Raw genomic sequence first — 15,200 nt, forward strand, 5'->3', positions numbered from 1 at the left:
GGGTATGCGATCCCGGACTCTTCGCCTGTCGAGTCCTGGACCACGGGCAAGAAGGAGGTCAGGTACGTTCCGCTTCAGGCCGCGGATGGAGACTACGCGATCTTTCTTAAGGAGGCGGCCATGGAGATCGAATTCGAGGAGAAAAAGTACCTCATTGTCCCCCATTCCGCGATCTTCGCGCTCGTCCGCACGGAGCTGTCCGAGGAGGGCTGAGCGCTTTATGCGCACCGGCGCGGTCCGTTCCCGTATTTTCGGCAACAACGGCGAATCCCCCGTCCAGCCCGCCTGCTCGCGCGGCCTCGATGGCCTCGTTCAGCGCCAGGAGATTAGCCTGGTCCGCGATATCCTTGAATGACCTGCCAATCTCCCTGGTGCGCCCGCTCTGCTTTCCCACAGCCGAGAAAAAATCCCTGGTATATTTTTTCTGATTGTCGCCAGGAATCTTTAAGAAAAAAGACTTAGAAAACGCAAGTAATAGATTTGCTGACCATCCCCCATCATGGCCGGGAGCTACCGTTCCCGGCTAAGGTGTGCTAAAATTAAAGGGAAAAGGGAAAAAGGATGAAAATTATCCCTTATTTAAGATGATCTTATTTAGGCTGATCCATTGTACGATATGGTTTATTTGGGAGGTCCCTGTTGAAGCTCTACCCCGGTGTTATTCATGAAAAAAAATCTGACCTATAAGATACTCGAAGCCCATCTCGCGGAAGGGGAACTCATCCCGGGGAAAGAGATCGGCATCAGGATCGACCACACACTGCTGCAGGATGCAACGGGTACCGTGGCCATGCTTGAATTCGAGTCTCTTGGCATCGACCGGGTGCGGGCCGGGCTTGCGGCGCAGTACGTGGACCACAACCTGCTCCAGACCGACAACAAGAATGCGGATGACCATAGGTTCCTCCAGACCGCTTCAGCGAGGTACGGTATCCATTTCAGCAGGCCGGGCAACGGCGTCTCTCACCAGGTGCACATGGAGCGCTTCGGCGTCGCGGGCAAAACCCTGCTGGGCGCGGACAGCCATACCCCGGGCGCTGCGGGCGTCTCGATGCTCGGCATCGGCGCAGGCGGGCTTGACGTTGCCCTGGCCATGGCCGGATATCCTTACTACTTCCCGTGCCCGAAGGTGCTGGGCGTCAAGCTCCTGGGAAAACTTCCGGCCTGGGTTAGCGCCAAGGACGTGATCCTCGAGATGCTTCGGCGCTACGACGTCAAGGGCTGCGTGGGCAAGATCATCGAATACTACGGGCCCGGAGCCGCATCGCTCTCGGCAACGGACCGCGAAACCATCGGCAACATGGGCACCGAAACGGGCGCGACCACCTCCCTGTTCCCTTCCGACGAGCGGACGAGGGAATATCTCGAGGCGCAGGGCAGGGGGGCGGCATGGGCGCCGCTCGAAGCGGATGAGGGGGCGCTCTATGATGAATATGCCGAGATCGACCTTTCGAAACTGGAGCCCCTGATCGCGAAGCCTTCCTCCCCCGGCAATGTTGTTCCGGTACGCGAGGTCGCGGGGATCAAGGTCGGCCAGGCGATCGTGGGCAGCAGCGTGAACTCGTCCTTCCGTGACCTCATGATCGCGGCCCGGATGCTCGAGGGGCGGCGGGTGCATCCGGACGTGTCCTTCCACGTGAACCCCGGCAGCAGACAGGTGCTCGAGAATGTATACCAGGCCGGCGGCCTGCTCTCGTTCCTGACCTCGGGCACGCGGGTGCATGAACCGGGGTGCCAGGGCTGCATCGGCATGGGCCAGGCGCCGGGCACCGGAGAGGTGAGCCTGCGGACGTTCCCGCGGAACTTCCCCGGCAGATCCGGGACCAGGGACGATAAGGTCTACCTCTGCTCTCCCGAGACCGCGACTGCAGCCGCCATCAAGGGTGTGATTACCGACCCCCGCGATCTTGCAAAGGACATGGCCTATCCGAAAGCCGAAGACCCGAAGGAGTACCGGATCGACGAACGTTCCATCATTTTCCCGACAGACGAGCTGGCGAAGACGGTGATCGTCCGCGGACCGAATATCAGACCCCTGCCCAGGCTCGAGCCGCTGGCGGAGGAGCTTTCAGCGAAAGTTGTCCTGAAGGTGGGGGACAATATCTCCACGGACGCGATCATGCCTGCGGGCAACAAGGTGCTGCCCTTCCGCTCCAACATCGAGGCCTTGAGCGAATTCGTGTTCTCGCAGATCGATCCCGATTTCGCCAGGGAGTGCCGCGGGGCCGGCGGCCCCGTCGTGGTGGTCGGCGGCGAGAACTACGGTCAGGGCTCGAGCAGGGAACATGCGGCTCTGGCGCCGCGCTATCTCGGGGTCCGCGTCAAGATCGTGAAGAGCTTTGCCAGGATCCACAAGTCCAACCTCTGCAATTTCGGGATCATCCCCCTTACGTTCGCGAAGCCCGGCGATTATGAAAAACTGAAGAAGGGAACGGGGCTGGTGTTTCCCGAGCTGAGACGGCGGATCGAACGGGGAGAGCGGGAGATCCCGGTGGAGGCTGACGAAGAAACGATCATGACGATCCTGGACGTTTCTGACCGCCAGCGGACGCATCTGCTGGCAGGCGGAACGCTGAACTACGTGAAGGAGCAGCTGCTCGGAGAAAGCAGCGCGGAGCCTCGTGTAGCCGCGCAAATACGCAGGTGAACCGGGATACGACCGCCGTAAGATTCGTCAATAATCCACTTGAGTGCATTCATTCGTGCACGGGTGCAGAGAAAGGCCGCGATGGTTACCAAGGTTGACATAAAGGAAGGCGCCTCTGACGGGAAGGCGACCAAGAACATAGGGCTGCGGGGGGTAACAGTCGCAGACACGAAGATCTCCGATGTTGACGGCGAGAACGGCATCCTGATCTACCGCGGATACCGGATCGAGGACCTGGCAAAGAACTCCACGTTCGAAGAGACCGCCTATCTCCTGCTGAACGGAGATCTTCCGTCCAAGGACCAACTGAAGGAGTTCAGGCAGCGGCTTCTGAAAGCTCGCCAGATCCCGGGTTTTGTCCTGAACTCGCTCAAGGCCTGGCCGCACGGCGCCCGTCCGATGGACGCGCTCCAGGCGTCGATCCCGGCCCTGGCCATGGCCGATCCTGAGCTGGATAGAGAGACGAGAGATGCCAATACCGCCAAAGCGGTGCGGCTCATCGCCCGGCTCCCGGCCGTCGTTGCGGCCTGGCAGCGGATCCGGCATGACCTCGAGCCGCTCGCACCCGATGACCGTCTTTCCCATGCCGAGAACTTCCTGTGGCAAATGACGGGGAAGCATCCCGATCCTGAAGTTGCCATGGACCTGGATGTTGCGCTTATCCTGCACGCCGACCACTCCTTCAATGCATCCACGTTCGCCTGCCGTGCGGTCGTTTCCACGCAGGCGCACATGTATGCCGGCGTCGCCGCGGGGGTGGGCGCCCTCTCCGGCGGATTGCATGGCGGCGCGAACGCCCTCGTCATGAAGATGCTTATGGAACTGAGGAGCGAGAAGGACATCCCGGGATGGGTGCGGCGCGAACTCGAGGCGGGCAGGAAGATCATGGGCATGGGCCATGCGGTGTACAAGACGAACGATCCGCGCGCCCGGTTCCTGAGGGAAATGGGCAAACGGCTGGGCGAAAAGCTCGGCCAGGATGAGTGGCGCCGGATGCTCGCGGTGATCGAGGAGACGGCGCTCACCGAACTCGTGAAGAAGGGCAAGACCACGATCAAACCGAACGTCGATTTCTACAGCGCGCCCGTGTACCACATGATGGGCATTCCGGGAGATATGATGACCCCGGTCTTCGCCGTGGCACGGATCGCGGGATGGACCGCGCATATCATCGAAGAGAAGTTCGGCGAGGCCCAGGGCAAGCCCGCGCTCTACCGGCCCTCGTCGGAGTATGTGGGGAATTATTGCGGGAAGACAGGGTGCTTGTACGCGCCGGTGGAGAAGAGGACAGAAAACTCGAAATCCGAAACGCTTGCGTCAAAGTAATTGTTGCAATGTTGCTGCGCGTGTCTTGAGGCTTGAAAGGTTCGTACGTAAGCAGTTATTCTGTATTCAGGAGGACGGTTATGGCACTCAAAAAGGCAGCCAGGAAAAAAGTGAAGACAACCGGGGCAGCGAAAAAACGCGCGTCCTCCTCCAAGGGGGTGAAAACCATGAAGGTCAGTTCATTGAAATCATACCGAGAGAAGAGAAAGACAATTCCGTCGGTCAATCCTTATACGGAGCAGGTCATGTCGGATATCCCGCTCCTGACCCGTGACGAGATCAACGCCCAGGTCGTCCGATCCCGGGAGGCGTTCAGGTCCTGGAGGGATGTAGCCGTAGCGGACCGTGCGTCGCTGGTCAGGCGGCTCGGCGAGCACCTGCGGGCGGAGAAGCGGAAATACGCGGAGGTGATCACCCGGGAGATGGGCAAGGCCATCAAGGAGTCGCTAGCCGAAATCGAGAAGTGCGCGTGGCTATGCGATTACTATGCCGAAAATGCCGCGCGGATGCTCGCGCCCGAGGAGATCAAGACCGACAACAAAAAGAGCACGGTCATGTTCCAGCCCCTCGGCGTGGCGCTCGCCATCATGCCCTGGAACTTTCCCTACTGGCAGGCATTCCGGTTCGGCATTCCCGCGGTCACGGCGGGGAACGTGGTCCTCTTGAAACACGCGTCGAACGTTCCGCGTACCGCGCTCTCCATCGAGGACGCGTTCAGGGCGGCGGGCTTCCCGCAGGACGTGTTCAGGACCCTGATCATCGATGCCAAGGAGACGCTCAACCTGATCGATACGGACAAGGTTGACGCCGTGTCGCTCACCGGAAGCAACGGCGCGGGCGAGCAGGTCGGCGCCCATGCAGGAGGCAGGATCAAGAAGCTCGTGCTCGAACTCGGCGGGTCAGACCCGTTCATCGTACTGGACGACGCCGATGTGGAAAAAGCAGGCAGGATGGCGGCCAATGCTCGCATGATCAATGCCGGCCAGAGCTGCATCGCGGCCAAGCGGTTTATCGTGATGGACTCCGTGGCTGATGAATTCAGGAAGCATTTCCTGGCCCGGCTCGCGGAGCTGAAGGTCGGCGACCCCATGGACGAGAAGACCGATGTGGGACCGCTGGCGCGGCGCGATCTCGCGGACACGCTCCAGAAACAGCTGCGCGACGCGAAGGCGGGCGGCGCCGAGGTCGTCCAGTTTGATATCGCCTCCTTCAAGAAGGGGTTCTTCTTCCCGCCGACCGCGGTGTTCAACCCGAAGCTCGACAGCAAGGTCATGACCGAGGAGGTGTTCGGCCCCGTTGCTCCGGTCGTCGTCGTGAAGAGCGAGGACGAGGCAATCCGGATTGCGAACAACACGGAATATGGCCTCGGCGCGTCGGTCTGGAGCAGGAACACGGATCGGGCCGAGAGGATCGCCGCCAGGATCGAATCCGGGGTCGTCGCGATCAACGACATGGTGAAGTCAGACCCGCGGCTGCCTTTCGGCGGGGTCAAGAAGTCCGGCATCGGCAGGGAGCTGTCATCATACGGCCTGAAGGAGTTCGTGAACATCAAGACGATCGTGGTGAAGGAATAAAAAAGCCATCTCGCGCAAAGTCGCAAAGAAAAGCTTGAAACCAAGCCGGTCAGGTTTATTAATTCCGGCTGAATTTACTCATACGATAGACATATGCGTTTCGTGAAGAGTTAATCGTATCACAAAGCTTTTAATCTTAACCTTTGCGTCCTTTGCGCGAGACGGGTCTTGATACCGTTTCTGCTTCTTTCTGTGCAGTCTATCCTTTTTAGGAGAATGAATGAAAGCATCCGACCTGTTCGTGAGGCAACTGGAGGAAGAAGGAGTTGAAGATATCTTCGGCCTCCCGGGCGAGGAGAACCTGGATTTTCTCGAGTCCCTCCGCACGTCCTCGATCAAGGTGATCGTCACCCGCCACGAACAGGCGGCGGCGTTCATGGCAGCCACCTACGGCAGGCTCACGGGCAGGGCCGGCGTCTGCTTCTCCACGCTCGGGCCGGGCGCGACCAACCTGATGACGGGCGTGGCGCACGCACAGCTGATCGGCGCGCCGCTGGTATCGATCTCGGGGCAGAAGGCGCTCCGCGAGAACATTCAGGCGCGGTTTCAGCTGATCGATATCGTGAGCATGATGCGGCCGGTCACGAAAGATGCGATCTCGATCGCGGACCCCGGCATGGTCCCCACAGTGCTCCGGAACGCGTTCAAGCTGGCCCAGGCGGAGCGCCCGGGCGCGGTGCATATCGAACTGCCCGAAGACGTTGCCGGGAGCGACACGACCGCCCAGGTCCAGAAGCGCGGCCTCGTGAGGCGGGCGGCGCCGGACCCCAAGTCGCTCCTGCGGGCGGCCGAGTTGATCAGGGGGGCGAAGAACCCCCTTATCGTGCTGTCCTCCGGTGCAAATCGCAATTTGATCAATCGGCAGCTGACGCAGTTCATCAATCAGACCGGTATCTTCGCCGTGCATACACAGATGGGAAAGGGGGTGCTGAGCGACGAGTCCCAATACAGCCTCTTCGCCACGGGCATCCACCGCCGCGACTACATCAATTGCGGGATCGACCAGGCGGACGTCATCATCACGATCGGCTACAATATCGTTGAATACCCGCCCTTCGTGTGGAACCAGGACCTGGACAAGACGATCATCAACATCGACTTCACGGTTGCCGAGACGGACAAGTACTACAACCCGGCGGTCGAAGTGATCGGGGACATCTCCTGTTCGCTCCGGCAGCTCGGGGAGCTTGTCCCCGCGCGGAAGAACGGGGACACGTTCCAAGCGACCCGCGAGTTCCTCGAGAAGAAACTCGCTCTCGATTTCGAGAAACAATATCCGCTGACGCCCCGGGAGGTCGTTTGGCATGTGAGGAATGTCCTGGCGCACGAGGACATCCTGACCCTGGACAACGGCATCTATAAGCTGTGGTTCGCGCGGCTGTACAAGACCTACCGGCCCAACACGTTCCTTGTGGACAATGCGCTGGCGACCATGGGCGCTGGTGTGCCAACGGGCATCGCGGCCAAGATGCTGTATCCCTCCCGGAAGGTGCTTGCCGTGGTGGGCGACGGCGGCTTCATGATGAACTCCCAGGAGATCGAGACGGCGCTCCGGTACGACATCCCGCTGGTGGTCCTGGTCCTGAACGACAATGGCTTCGGGTTCATCAAGTGGGAGCAGCAGGCGAAGGGGTTCCCGAACTTCGGGCTGGATTGCGGCAACCCTGATTTCGTGAAATACGCCGAGAGCTACGGCGCCGTGGGAATGAAGGTGAGCAGGGGGGACGATCTCTCGCGGGTCCTCCGGGACGCCTTTTCCCGCGACACCTTCGTGCTGGTAGAATGCCCCGTGGACTACTCGCTCAACTACGAAACATTTTCGAAGGAGCTGGGGAACATCACCTGCATTATGGAATAACGATGGTTTTGCGAGACAGAAGTGTTAATATGTCTTGCTTGCAGGATTCGGGCCCACAAGGGGGTGCATCAAGGCAAGGTACGTGACAGTGTACAGGCGGTTCTTACCGGATCCTGCGCGGGTAAGAGGATGGTCCTGATTATACGGTCATTGTGTAGTCAGGGGTGTTTGTATATGCTGAATCTGTTCAGAAAGTTCTGGCATGGGGGCAACCTGAGGCGTTCCGCTGTCCTGGTGCTCCTGACCCTCGGGCTGGTGACCGCTTCCGGCGCGTCGGGTGCGCAAGACCGGCCGCTGTCGTCAATCGCGGAGCGCCCCCTGGCATTCCAGCCGGGGGAAACGCTGACATACGACATCAGCTGGTCCAACATCGTAACGGCGGGAACCGCGGTCGTGAAGGTCAACCGGGACAGGTTGCCGGACAACCGGGAGGTCCTGGTCTTCACCGTCACGGGCCGCTCGGTCGGTGTGGTGGACAGTGTCTTTCGGGTCGACGATTCGGTCCGCAGCGTCTTTGACCCGCAGACCATGCAGAGCCTGTCGTACAGTCTCGCCGAGCACTACGGCGCGAAAAAGAGAAACCGCGAGGTGGTCTTCGACCGGGCCCACCATACCGTGGTCAGCCGGCTGAACAACGATTTGCCCGAGACTTTTGATGTTCCCGACCAGGTGCTGGACGTGCTCTCAACGCTCTATTATATCCGGATGCTGGATGACTTCACGCCCGGCAGAACGACGACCATCGATGTCCACGATAGCGGCAAGAACTGGTCCGTCGAGGTCCAGACCCTGGGCAGGGAAAGGACGAAAACACCGGCGGGCGAGTTCGACACGATCGAGATCAGAACCTACCCACGTTACCAGGGCGTATTCCTCAACAAGGGTGAGGTGTTCCTCTGGCTTACGAACGACAGCCGGAGGATCCCGGTGCTAATGAAGAGCAAGCTCAAGGTAGGAGCTTTCGTGTTTGCGCTCACGGGTATGAAGATGGAGGCCATGGAGCAGTGAAATGACAGCATGTGCCGCAAGAATTTTCCCTGACTGACACAAGGCGCCTTCCGCATAAAAAAAGCACCTGCAGGAAACTTCACTGCAGGTGCTTTTAAATCTTTGCCACTGAGATTCCGGAGCGCGGAGGAGATTCGTTACTTTGAATCTTCGGCTTCAGCCTGTGCCCCGGCTGTCACCTTTTTTCTCTGTGTCCGGTTCGCTCGGTGGCAAATTACCTTCACACTCTTACCGCGTGGGCAGAAAAATCGCAGGAGAATACCCCCCCTACGGCCTTATGCTGCCTTTGCGTGGAGCGACCTGATCTCCGCCGGAGTGAACTTCTCAACCCTTGTTATGCAGGCCGACTCCTGCAGGAAGCCGGGCACCATCGCCAAGGCATCGCTCAGGGTCTTGACGTCCACGAGCGCGTAGCCCGTGTGGTCTCCTTCTCTGCATCCGTAGACGAACTTATCGAGGATGCCGGACCCTTTGGCCAGTACCTCGTCGAGCGCACGTGAACAGTCAGCCGCCTCATGCCGTGAGGAAATTAGATACTTTGTCATACTTCTCCTCCCCCTTTTCCGGGATGACTTTTTACTGCCCGGTTTGCACCCCGAAAGAGGACTAACATTATCCCATTACGTGGTAATGGTAACTCTGCCGACGCGGACTGTCAATAGCAAAAAGAACGCAGTTGACGCCCCCCACTACAACCGGCAGCCGTGTGGAGCGAGCAGAGACGATGTGGAATAACAACAGGAACATGGTATAATGAACCGTGAATTTCATCGAGAATGATCAGGAGGTCCTTGACGTCTTCTCCCGCTTCAATGTCCCGGGCAGGATCGAGAAGGCGGAGCGGTTCGGCTCCGGCCTCATCAACGACACGTACCTCTGTGAGGTGCAAGGGGGCGGAGGCGTCCGCAGGTACCTGCTGCAGCGGGTCAACAAGAACGTTTTCAGGCGGCCCGATCTGGTGATGGAAAACATCGGGACGGTCACGTCGCACATCGCTGCACGGCTCCGGGTGCAGGGCGGGGTCGATCCCGAGACCGTGGCTCCCGCACTCGTATTGACGCGCGACAACGGCTCCTATCACCGGGACCCGTCGGGCGCGTTCTGGCGGATGTTCCATTTCATCGAAGCCGGGACCGTACTCGACAGCGTGACCGATCCCGGGCACGCACGCGAGGTCGGCAGGGCGATCGGCCGGTTCCAGGCGCTTGTCTCGGACCTCCCCCCCGCGAAGCTGCATTTCACCCTTCCCGGCTTTCACCACACACCGCGCTCCCTGAAAGAGTACGATGACGCCCTGCGGCAGGACGCACGCGCGAGGGCCAGGGAGGCAGGTGCTGAACGCGATCTGGTGGAACAGCGGCGGGGTCTCGCGCCCCTCCTGACGGACCTCATGGATGCTGGCGCCCTTCCGGTCCGCGTGGTGCACAACGACCCCAAGGTGAACAACGTGATGGTCGACCGGTCTACGGGAGAGGCCCTGTGCATGCTGGACCTCGACACGGTGCAGCCCGGCATTGCTCCGTTCGATTTCGGGGACTGCGTACGTTCTGCGGCAAACCCGGCAGGGGAGGACGCCGAAGATCTTGACGCGTCGCGGCTCGACCTGACGCTGTTCGAGTCTATTGCCCGCGGATATCTGCAAGAGGCGGGTTCCTTCCTGACCGCGAAGGAGATCGAGCTGCTCCCTGCGTCAGTCAAGGTGATCACCTTTGAGCTCGGCATCCGGTTCCTGGCGGACTATCTTCGCGGCGACACCTATTTCAAGATCAACTATCCATCCCACAACCTGCGCCGCGCCAGGGTGCAGTTCAGGCTGCTCGAAAGCATCGAAGCAGCGGAAGAGAAGATGTCGGACTTTATCGGAAGGCAGGTCAAGAGAGAATAGGGAAAGATGATTCAGGAAGGAGTGGGTTTCAACCCGGATACGAAGAAATTTGGAAGAATGGTAAGAGGGAATGGGCAACCATTCCCTGATTGTATGAGCGTCAGATCTGATTTATTTCTTTTACGATCTTTTCATTCAGGTCCTTGATAGCCATCGAAAGTCCCTCGGTCATGGCTGTAGAGTAATCTTTCATCTTCACATTACTGCCGCTCAGGATGCTTGTTCGGAATTTTCCGTGGACTTCCCTCGTCATGACAACCTGGCCACCCCTGTTAACGCGGACATCGGCATCTATGGCAACATCAACGGGGCCCGCATATGTCTGGGATGAATAGCCGAAAAAGAACACTAAAAAGAGAAAATTCCCCCGTTGAAGGATGGGGGCCGACATTTCGATCTTTTTCACGCTGATATCGAGAGCAATGTTGCCCTGATTGTCCTGGTAGACGAACTTGCCGCTCCGTTTCAATTCCTGGAGGAAGCTCTCCTTCATAAACTGCTTGTAGTCGTTTTCAAGCTGGCTATATCCAAGCTGCGCCTGGTCTTCCTGCTTCCACATATTGAAAAACACCAGGGGGAGGACAAAGGTTGATTTGTTCTTTACCACGGTATCAGGTGCAAGAATATCATCTACGACATATCGCACTATCGAGAGGCTGTCTCCTGTCTTCGGATCAATCTTGCCGCTGTCGAACACGTACAGGAGGGCACTCTTCTGTTCTGTCAGGCTCGTCTGCAAATGCGAAGTTCCCATACAACCCCCCAGCAAGAACACCAGTGCGACAATGAACAGTTTTTTCATCGCCCATACCTCACCTGTCTGATCCTTAATTTGATAAGATCGCGGTTCAGACCGCAGCCCGGGTCGTCAAAGGCGGCCTGATACATTTGAACCAAATGGCCCGGGTCAGTTCGCTGTCGCTTGTTCTCACGCGCAAGGTCGGCCTTGAGCAGCAGCCGTAAATACGGAGGAAGCGAGTCGCCCTGCGTATCCATCCGGCCCTGAGCGGCCGAATAATGGGCGCTGATAATGTCATATAATATTTCCTCCAGAGCATCCGGACCACCGCTTCTTGTTTTGTAATATTCTTTGACTGATGACTTCGTACGCAAGGTCAGCATGCCCCTGACCCGCTGCGCTTCTTCCGGCTGCAGGCAGATATAAAAGCGGTCTCCATCCGCAAAATTGACGTCATTACGGTCCGTGACCAGGATGTATTTTGCCGGCTGTGAACAGCCTGCAATGAACAACGTCGCACCCAGCACGCTGCAGACGAGAACCCCTTTTGTCAAGGTAAGCGCTTTCACCAGCTACTCCTGCTCCTCGTGTGCGAATGCTCTCGAGATGGGAAATTATAGTGAAAACGTCGTTGAAAGGCAAGGTGGAAACGATGCAAATAATAAACCCGCGGGCAGTTCGGTACGAGGAAAGGCCTTCAACGGCATTCGGGTTTCGCGTTGCTCTACTCCATCTACCGGTTTCGTCATTCCCGCGAAAGCGGAATCCCGTGTTCTCAAATCCTGCTGGATGCCGGATCAATTCGGGCATAACGGCGAAAAGCATTTGAAATGCAGGTTCAATTTAACGCCGTTGTCGCAGCCGGAAGACCAGGAATGCGTAGACCAGTCCATTCCAAACAAGGATTGAGATTCCCGCAATGAGCTCGAAATCCCGCGGCAGGCCGTTGGGATAGACCATGGGTTCAATGTAATGCTGGATAAATCCGCCTTGGTATCCTGCCTGTCCCGCTTGAGCGCGGAACAGATTTTCAAGCGGTGTAAGCGGGCAGGTCCAGCTCGCAAGGTTGACAAGTGATGACCAAAGCACAACGGGCACGTGAAACCAGGCAGCGTGTGGCTTGGCGAGAGCGACGAATCCGCCGAAGACGGCGAACAGAACAAAGGCAAAATGAAAGAGGAGAATGATGTCGGCCAAGAGTTTCGAAGACATATAAGTACACCGGCTCAGAGCAGGGGAGAACGATGAGCTGCGGACCCGGAGGCTCTATTGAACTGCTTTCATTGCGGTCAGCAGGTCTCCCGCACCCCTCGCCCGGTTCCATTCATTGAAGCGGCTTCTATAGTCTTGAAACGGCTGATCCAGAAATTTCCTGGGATCACCGCTTAAGGAATATGCCATTCCTTCCGTCAGCCAATCGGGCTCCCTCCAAAATTTGAAATTGCCAAGCTTTTCGGCCTGCCAGTGATGGATCAATTCATGGCGGACACAATAATATTCCCAGCCTTTCGGAGCAATTACCACGCCGAAACTGCCGATCGTCACAGCAGACCGCTTCCCCCCGCCGAATTCGTTAAAGCACTTTTGTGAACTGCAGAATACAACCCGGGGTGCCGTATCGAAAGCGCCAAGTTTGTCCTGGACGAACTTTAAGGCGTCTGTATAAAGCGTCTTGGCCTCATTTAATCTTTTTTCATCATCGATGCAAAGATTATTTTCCGGACACGTAACGCCATTTATTTGCGGAATGAGAATCCGGACGGGCTTCACGACAGCGAATGCGCCTGCCGGCAACAATAACGAGAAGATTAGGATCGATTTCAATGCTTTCATTTTGATGCCTTCTGTATTTAGTAGTAGGTTGGGTTGAAAGAAATGAAGCCCAACACGTGTCAAGCCATCATTCGGCTGAAAAAAGCAATATAATTATGCTAACGAGAGTAAGTGCGTCGGGTTTCGCGTCGTTCTGCCCGATCTACGGCTGCACGCCAGGGTTAGCCGCCTCCCTAGCCTTTGCTTGCGCCGCTGATATTAGGAAACGGTTACCGACTTTCTCAACGTCGGGCATTGCATCCCGTGCATTCTCGACAGGCAACAATTCTATATGCAATTTTGCAAGTGCCAAATCCCGCGCAAAACGATCCTCAACAATAAAGAATACGTCTCCTTTTTTTGAAAGTAGGTTTGCTTGATAATTCCCTAGATAGACAACCTTGCCCGGTTTTATCTCAAATGGAATTGAGAAATCTTGAGCCGATCCGGAAACATCCGGCAACAGCATATCAAATGGGCTGGCGTGAGAACGAAAAACCTCAAAGTTCACTAACTCGTACTGTCCAGCCTGCAGCGCTGCTATTTCCACGATCCCAGTCTCATCTGATGATCTGTAGCGTTTAGTTTTGCGGTTCGAAAATAAATTGTTATATGTAGGATAATAGAGCCATCCCTTATGCTTCTCCCCAATACGCCGAAACACGAACCTATAACTGTCGATGGGAAGGTTATATTTGTTTAGCGCCAGCGCTGTTGATTGTCCTATGCCCATAACAGCATAACCCACATCTGATCCCGAATAATTTGTTGGAATCGTTAACATGCAGCTCGACACGGACATCAATATCAAAAGCGATAGTATTGCTCGCATTCTTACCCCTTCGTCTCCTATGATAGCTGACAAGTGATTAGCTAAACGGGACTATAGCATGGGGAGGACGATTTATCAATACGTTGGGGAAAATGGCGTTGACGCTATGCAGTCAGCCTTGGCGGCATTCGCCTGTTCAACCCAGCCTGACGAAAAAGAAACCGAACCGTGCCTCTCCTGCCGGCTGCTTTGTCGATGCTATAATAAATGTATGCCGCAAAAGATACGGATCACAATAAAGAGCATTGTTCTCGACGGAGAGCTGTTAGACACTCCCTGCGCAAAGGCCGTCGCCGGCATCCTTCCTATTGAGACGCGGCCGAACGAATGGGGCGACGAGTTTTATTTTGAGATACCCGTCAGCACACCCCTGGATGAGACGGCCACGACGAACGTGAAGGCCGGCGAGATCGGGTACTGGCCACCGGGACGGGCGCTTGCCATTTTCTTCGGTCCAACGCCCATGAGCAAAGGACAGGACCCGGTTCCCGCGAGCGCGGTGAACATCGTGGGAAGAATCACGGGGGGAGAGGCGACGCTGCTGGCACAGGCAAAGGGCGCGGGGAAGATCATGATCGAGAAGAGCTGAATAGAGCACAGGGGACGGATGACCGCATCGGAATACACGGGCCCGATGGCAGGCGTACTGATACAATCGGTGCCGCAGAAGGTTTATTACTCTGTTGACTCATATTTGCCAAAACAGATATAATACATTAAACAAGGATTTCGAGCAGTGCCGGCCCTGATTGCGATTTTAATCCGTCTGAGCCCCCTGGGTCACGGGGTGTTTTGCGGGTTGTGTCATCATTGATGGGACGCAGGAATCTGCCGTAACTTTCTCTTACCAAATTCAATAAAACTTCACACGCTTCTTATCAGGATAAGCGAGCAGCGCCATGGGGGGTAAACAGTAGCCGCGGCTGATAAGAAAACGCCCAAGCCCTCCTTCTTCACAAAAAACATGACAGGAAAGGGACGATTGCTGCCACCGGTGAACACCGGCCTCAACGGCGGACGGCAGGTACGTGGCTGCACGGGAGCATCGGGAAGCAATGACAGATCCGTATAGACTGGCTCTTGTTATCATTATTGCGGTCATTGTTATTTTGATCCTTGTTCTCTTCCTGGCCGCCGTGACCAGGAGAATCCGGAATGCAAGGAAGTATGCGTCCCTGGATGAATATCGGGCATTGTACCGGCGGAAAATAACCGATGCGCTTCAGTCCGGCACACTTCTGTCCATCTCCGATGACCTTCGCTCGCGTCCGTCGAGCCTCCCGTGGCGCGCCATTGAGGAAATACTGTTTGATCAGATCGCACGCAGCGATTGCAAGAAGGAGATCGGGCAGCTGTTCCTGGAACTCGGGTACAAAGGCTATTACGAGAACAGGTTGAAAAGCAGACGGCCGCTCATCAGGGCCGCAGCCGTGGATAAAATCGGGAAGATGCTGAGCGAATTTTCGACGGCCGGTCTCGTGGAGATATTGAGCCGCGAGGAACACCCCGAGATCCTGGC

16 protein-coding genes are annotated in these 15,200 nt (G+C 56.9%); 9 read left to right on the plus strand and 7 right to left on the minus strand.

Annotated features, from left to right (window positions below):
* Window positions 1–213 (plus strand): co-chaperone GroES family protein (locus VL197_01110; protein ID HUJ16568.1); only part of this gene is annotated, 213 nt, incomplete at its 5' end.
* Here the strand turns inward: VL197_01110 and VL197_01115 are convergent.
* Window positions 152–394 (minus strand): methyl-accepting chemotaxis protein, encoded by a 243-nt coding sequence (locus VL197_01115; GenBank protein ID HUJ16569.1) that lies wholly within the window; start codon window positions 392–394, stop codon window positions 152–154. The genes VL197_01110 and VL197_01115 overlap by 62 nt on opposite strands.
* Before the next feature lie 270 nt (window positions 395–664).
* Between VL197_01115 and VL197_01120 the strand changes: the two genes are divergently transcribed.
* The 5 genes from VL197_01120 to VL197_01140 all read left to right on the plus strand — a co-directional run bounded on the left by VL197_01120 (window position 665) and on the right by VL197_01140 (window position 8,413).
* The gene (locus VL197_01120; GenBank protein HUJ16570.1) at window positions 665–2,647 is read left to right on the plus strand and encodes an aconitate hydratase; all 1,983 of its coding nucleotides are present in this window, start codon (window positions 665–667) and stop codon (window positions 2,645–2,647) included.
* An 81-nt stretch (window positions 2,648–2,728) separates the two neighbouring features.
* Window positions 2,729–3,973 (plus strand): citrate/2-methylcitrate synthase, encoded by a 1,245-nt coding sequence (locus VL197_01125; GenBank protein ID HUJ16571.1) that lies wholly within the window; start codon window positions 2,729–2,731, stop codon window positions 3,971–3,973.
* Window positions 3,974–4,053: 80 nt separating this feature from the next.
* Entirely contained in the window at window positions 4,054–5,547 is a 1,494-nt protein-coding gene (locus tag VL197_01130; GenBank protein ID HUJ16572.1) for an NAD-dependent succinate-semialdehyde dehydrogenase, read from the plus strand.
* Between the two features lie 220 nt (window positions 5,548–5,767).
* Entirely contained in the window at window positions 5,768–7,405 is a 1,638-nt protein-coding gene (locus VL197_01135) for an acetolactate synthase large subunit (GenBank protein HUJ16573.1), read from the plus strand.
* A gap of 174 nt (window positions 7,406–7,579) precedes the next feature.
* Window positions 7,580–8,413, plus strand: coding sequence for a DUF3108 domain-containing protein (locus tag VL197_01140; protein ID HUJ16574.1), 834 nt, complete (start codon window positions 7,580–7,582; stop codon window positions 8,411–8,413).
* Between the two features lie 275 nt (window positions 8,414–8,688).
* Here VL197_01140 and VL197_01145 read toward each other — a convergent pair whose 3' ends face one another.
* On the minus strand, window positions 8,689–8,958 hold the full coding sequence (locus VL197_01145) for a hypothetical protein (GenBank protein HUJ16575.1): 270 nt from the start codon (window positions 8,956–8,958) through the stop codon (window positions 8,689–8,691).
* Window positions 8,959–9,173: 215 nt separating this feature from the next.
* Here VL197_01145 and VL197_01150 point away from each other — a divergent pair, with 215 nt between their 5' ends.
* Window positions 9,174–10,298 carry an aminoglycoside phosphotransferase family protein gene (locus tag VL197_01150; protein HUJ16576.1) on the plus strand — a complete coding sequence of 375 codons (1,125 nt, stop codon included), beginning with the start codon at window positions 9,174–9,176 and terminating at the stop codon, window positions 10,296–10,298.
* Window positions 10,299–10,398: 100 nt separating this feature from the next.
* On the opposite strand, the gene VL197_01155 is transcribed toward VL197_01150, so the two are convergent.
* The 5 genes from VL197_01155 to VL197_01175 all read right to left on the minus strand — a co-directional run bounded on the left by VL197_01155 (window position 10,399) and on the right by VL197_01175 (window position 13,681).
* On the minus strand, window positions 10,399–11,100 hold the full coding sequence (locus VL197_01155) for a hypothetical protein (protein ID HUJ16577.1): 702 nt from the start codon (window positions 11,098–11,100) through the stop codon (window positions 10,399–10,401).
* Complete coding sequence (locus VL197_01160; GenBank protein ID HUJ16578.1) at window positions 11,097–11,564, minus strand: hypothetical protein; 468 nt, start codon at window positions 11,562–11,564, stop codon at window positions 11,097–11,099. Before VL197_01160 ends, VL197_01155 begins: the two co-directional genes overlap by 4 nt.
* A 316-nt stretch (window positions 11,565–11,880) precedes the next feature.
* The gene (locus VL197_01165; protein ID HUJ16579.1) at window positions 11,881–12,249 is read right to left on the minus strand and encodes a DUF2784 domain-containing protein; all 369 of its coding nucleotides are present in this window, start codon (window positions 12,247–12,249) and stop codon (window positions 11,881–11,883) included.
* A 54-nt stretch (window positions 12,250–12,303) separates the two neighbouring features.
* Window positions 12,304–12,870, minus strand: a complete 567-nt coding sequence (locus tag VL197_01170) for a hypothetical protein (GenBank protein HUJ16580.1) — start codon at window positions 12,868–12,870, stop codon at window positions 12,304–12,306.
* Window positions 12,871–13,012: 142 nt separating this feature from the next.
* Entirely contained in the window at window positions 13,013–13,681 is a 669-nt protein-coding gene (locus VL197_01175; protein HUJ16581.1) for a hypothetical protein, read from the minus strand.
* Window positions 13,682–13,892: 211 nt separating this feature from the next.
* On the opposite strand from VL197_01175, the gene VL197_01180 reads away from it, so the two are divergent.
* Complete coding sequence (locus VL197_01180; protein ID HUJ16582.1) at window positions 13,893–14,270, plus strand: cyclophilin-like fold protein; 378 nt, start codon at window positions 13,893–13,895, stop codon at window positions 14,268–14,270.
* A gap of 466 nt (window positions 14,271–14,736) precedes the next feature.
* Window positions 14,737–15,200: hypothetical protein (locus VL197_01185; GenBank protein HUJ16583.1), on the plus strand; the 464-nt coding region annotated here is incomplete at its 3' end.

This window comes from Nitrospirota bacterium, from assembly GCA_035516965.1.
GTDB lineage: Bacteria > Nitrospirota > UBA9217 > UBA9217 > UBA9217 > MHEA01.

Coding starts and splice junctions, on each gene's coding strand:
- VL197_01120 (HUJ16570.1), top strand. CDS start 665: ATGAAAAAAAATCTGACCTATAAGATACTCGAAGCCCATCTCGCGGAA.
- VL197_01125 (HUJ16571.1), top strand. CDS start 2,729: ATGGTTACCAAGGTTGACATAAAGGAAGGCGCCTCTGACGGGAAGGCG.
- VL197_01130 (HUJ16572.1), top strand. CDS start 4,054: ATGGCACTCAAAAAGGCAGCCAGGAAAAAAGTGAAGACAACCGGGGCA.
- VL197_01135 (HUJ16573.1), top strand. CDS start 5,768: ATGAAAGCATCCGACCTGTTCGTGAGGCAACTGGAGGAAGAAGGAGTT.
- VL197_01140 (HUJ16574.1), top strand. CDS start 7,580: ATGCTGAATCTGTTCAGAAAGTTCTGGCATGGGGGCAACCTGAGGCGT.
- VL197_01145 (HUJ16575.1), bottom strand. CDS start 8,958: ATGACAAAGTATCTAATTTCCTCACGGCATGAGGCGGCTGACTGTTCA.
- VL197_01155 (HUJ16577.1), bottom strand. CDS start 11,100: ATGAAAAAACTGTTCATTGTCGCACTGGTGTTCTTGCTGGGGGGTTGT.
- VL197_01165 (HUJ16579.1), bottom strand. CDS start 12,249: ATGTCTTCGAAACTCTTGGCCGACATCATTCTCCTCTTTCATTTTGCC.
- VL197_01170 (HUJ16580.1), bottom strand. CDS start 12,870: ATGAAAGCATTGAAATCGATCCTAATCTTCTCGTTATTGTTGCCGGCA.
- VL197_01175 (HUJ16581.1), bottom strand. CDS start 13,681: ATGCGAGCAATACTATCGCTTTTGATATTGATGTCCGTGTCGAGCTGC.
- VL197_01180 (HUJ16582.1), top strand. CDS start 13,893: ATGCCGCAAAAGATACGGATCACAATAAAGAGCATTGTTCTCGACGGA.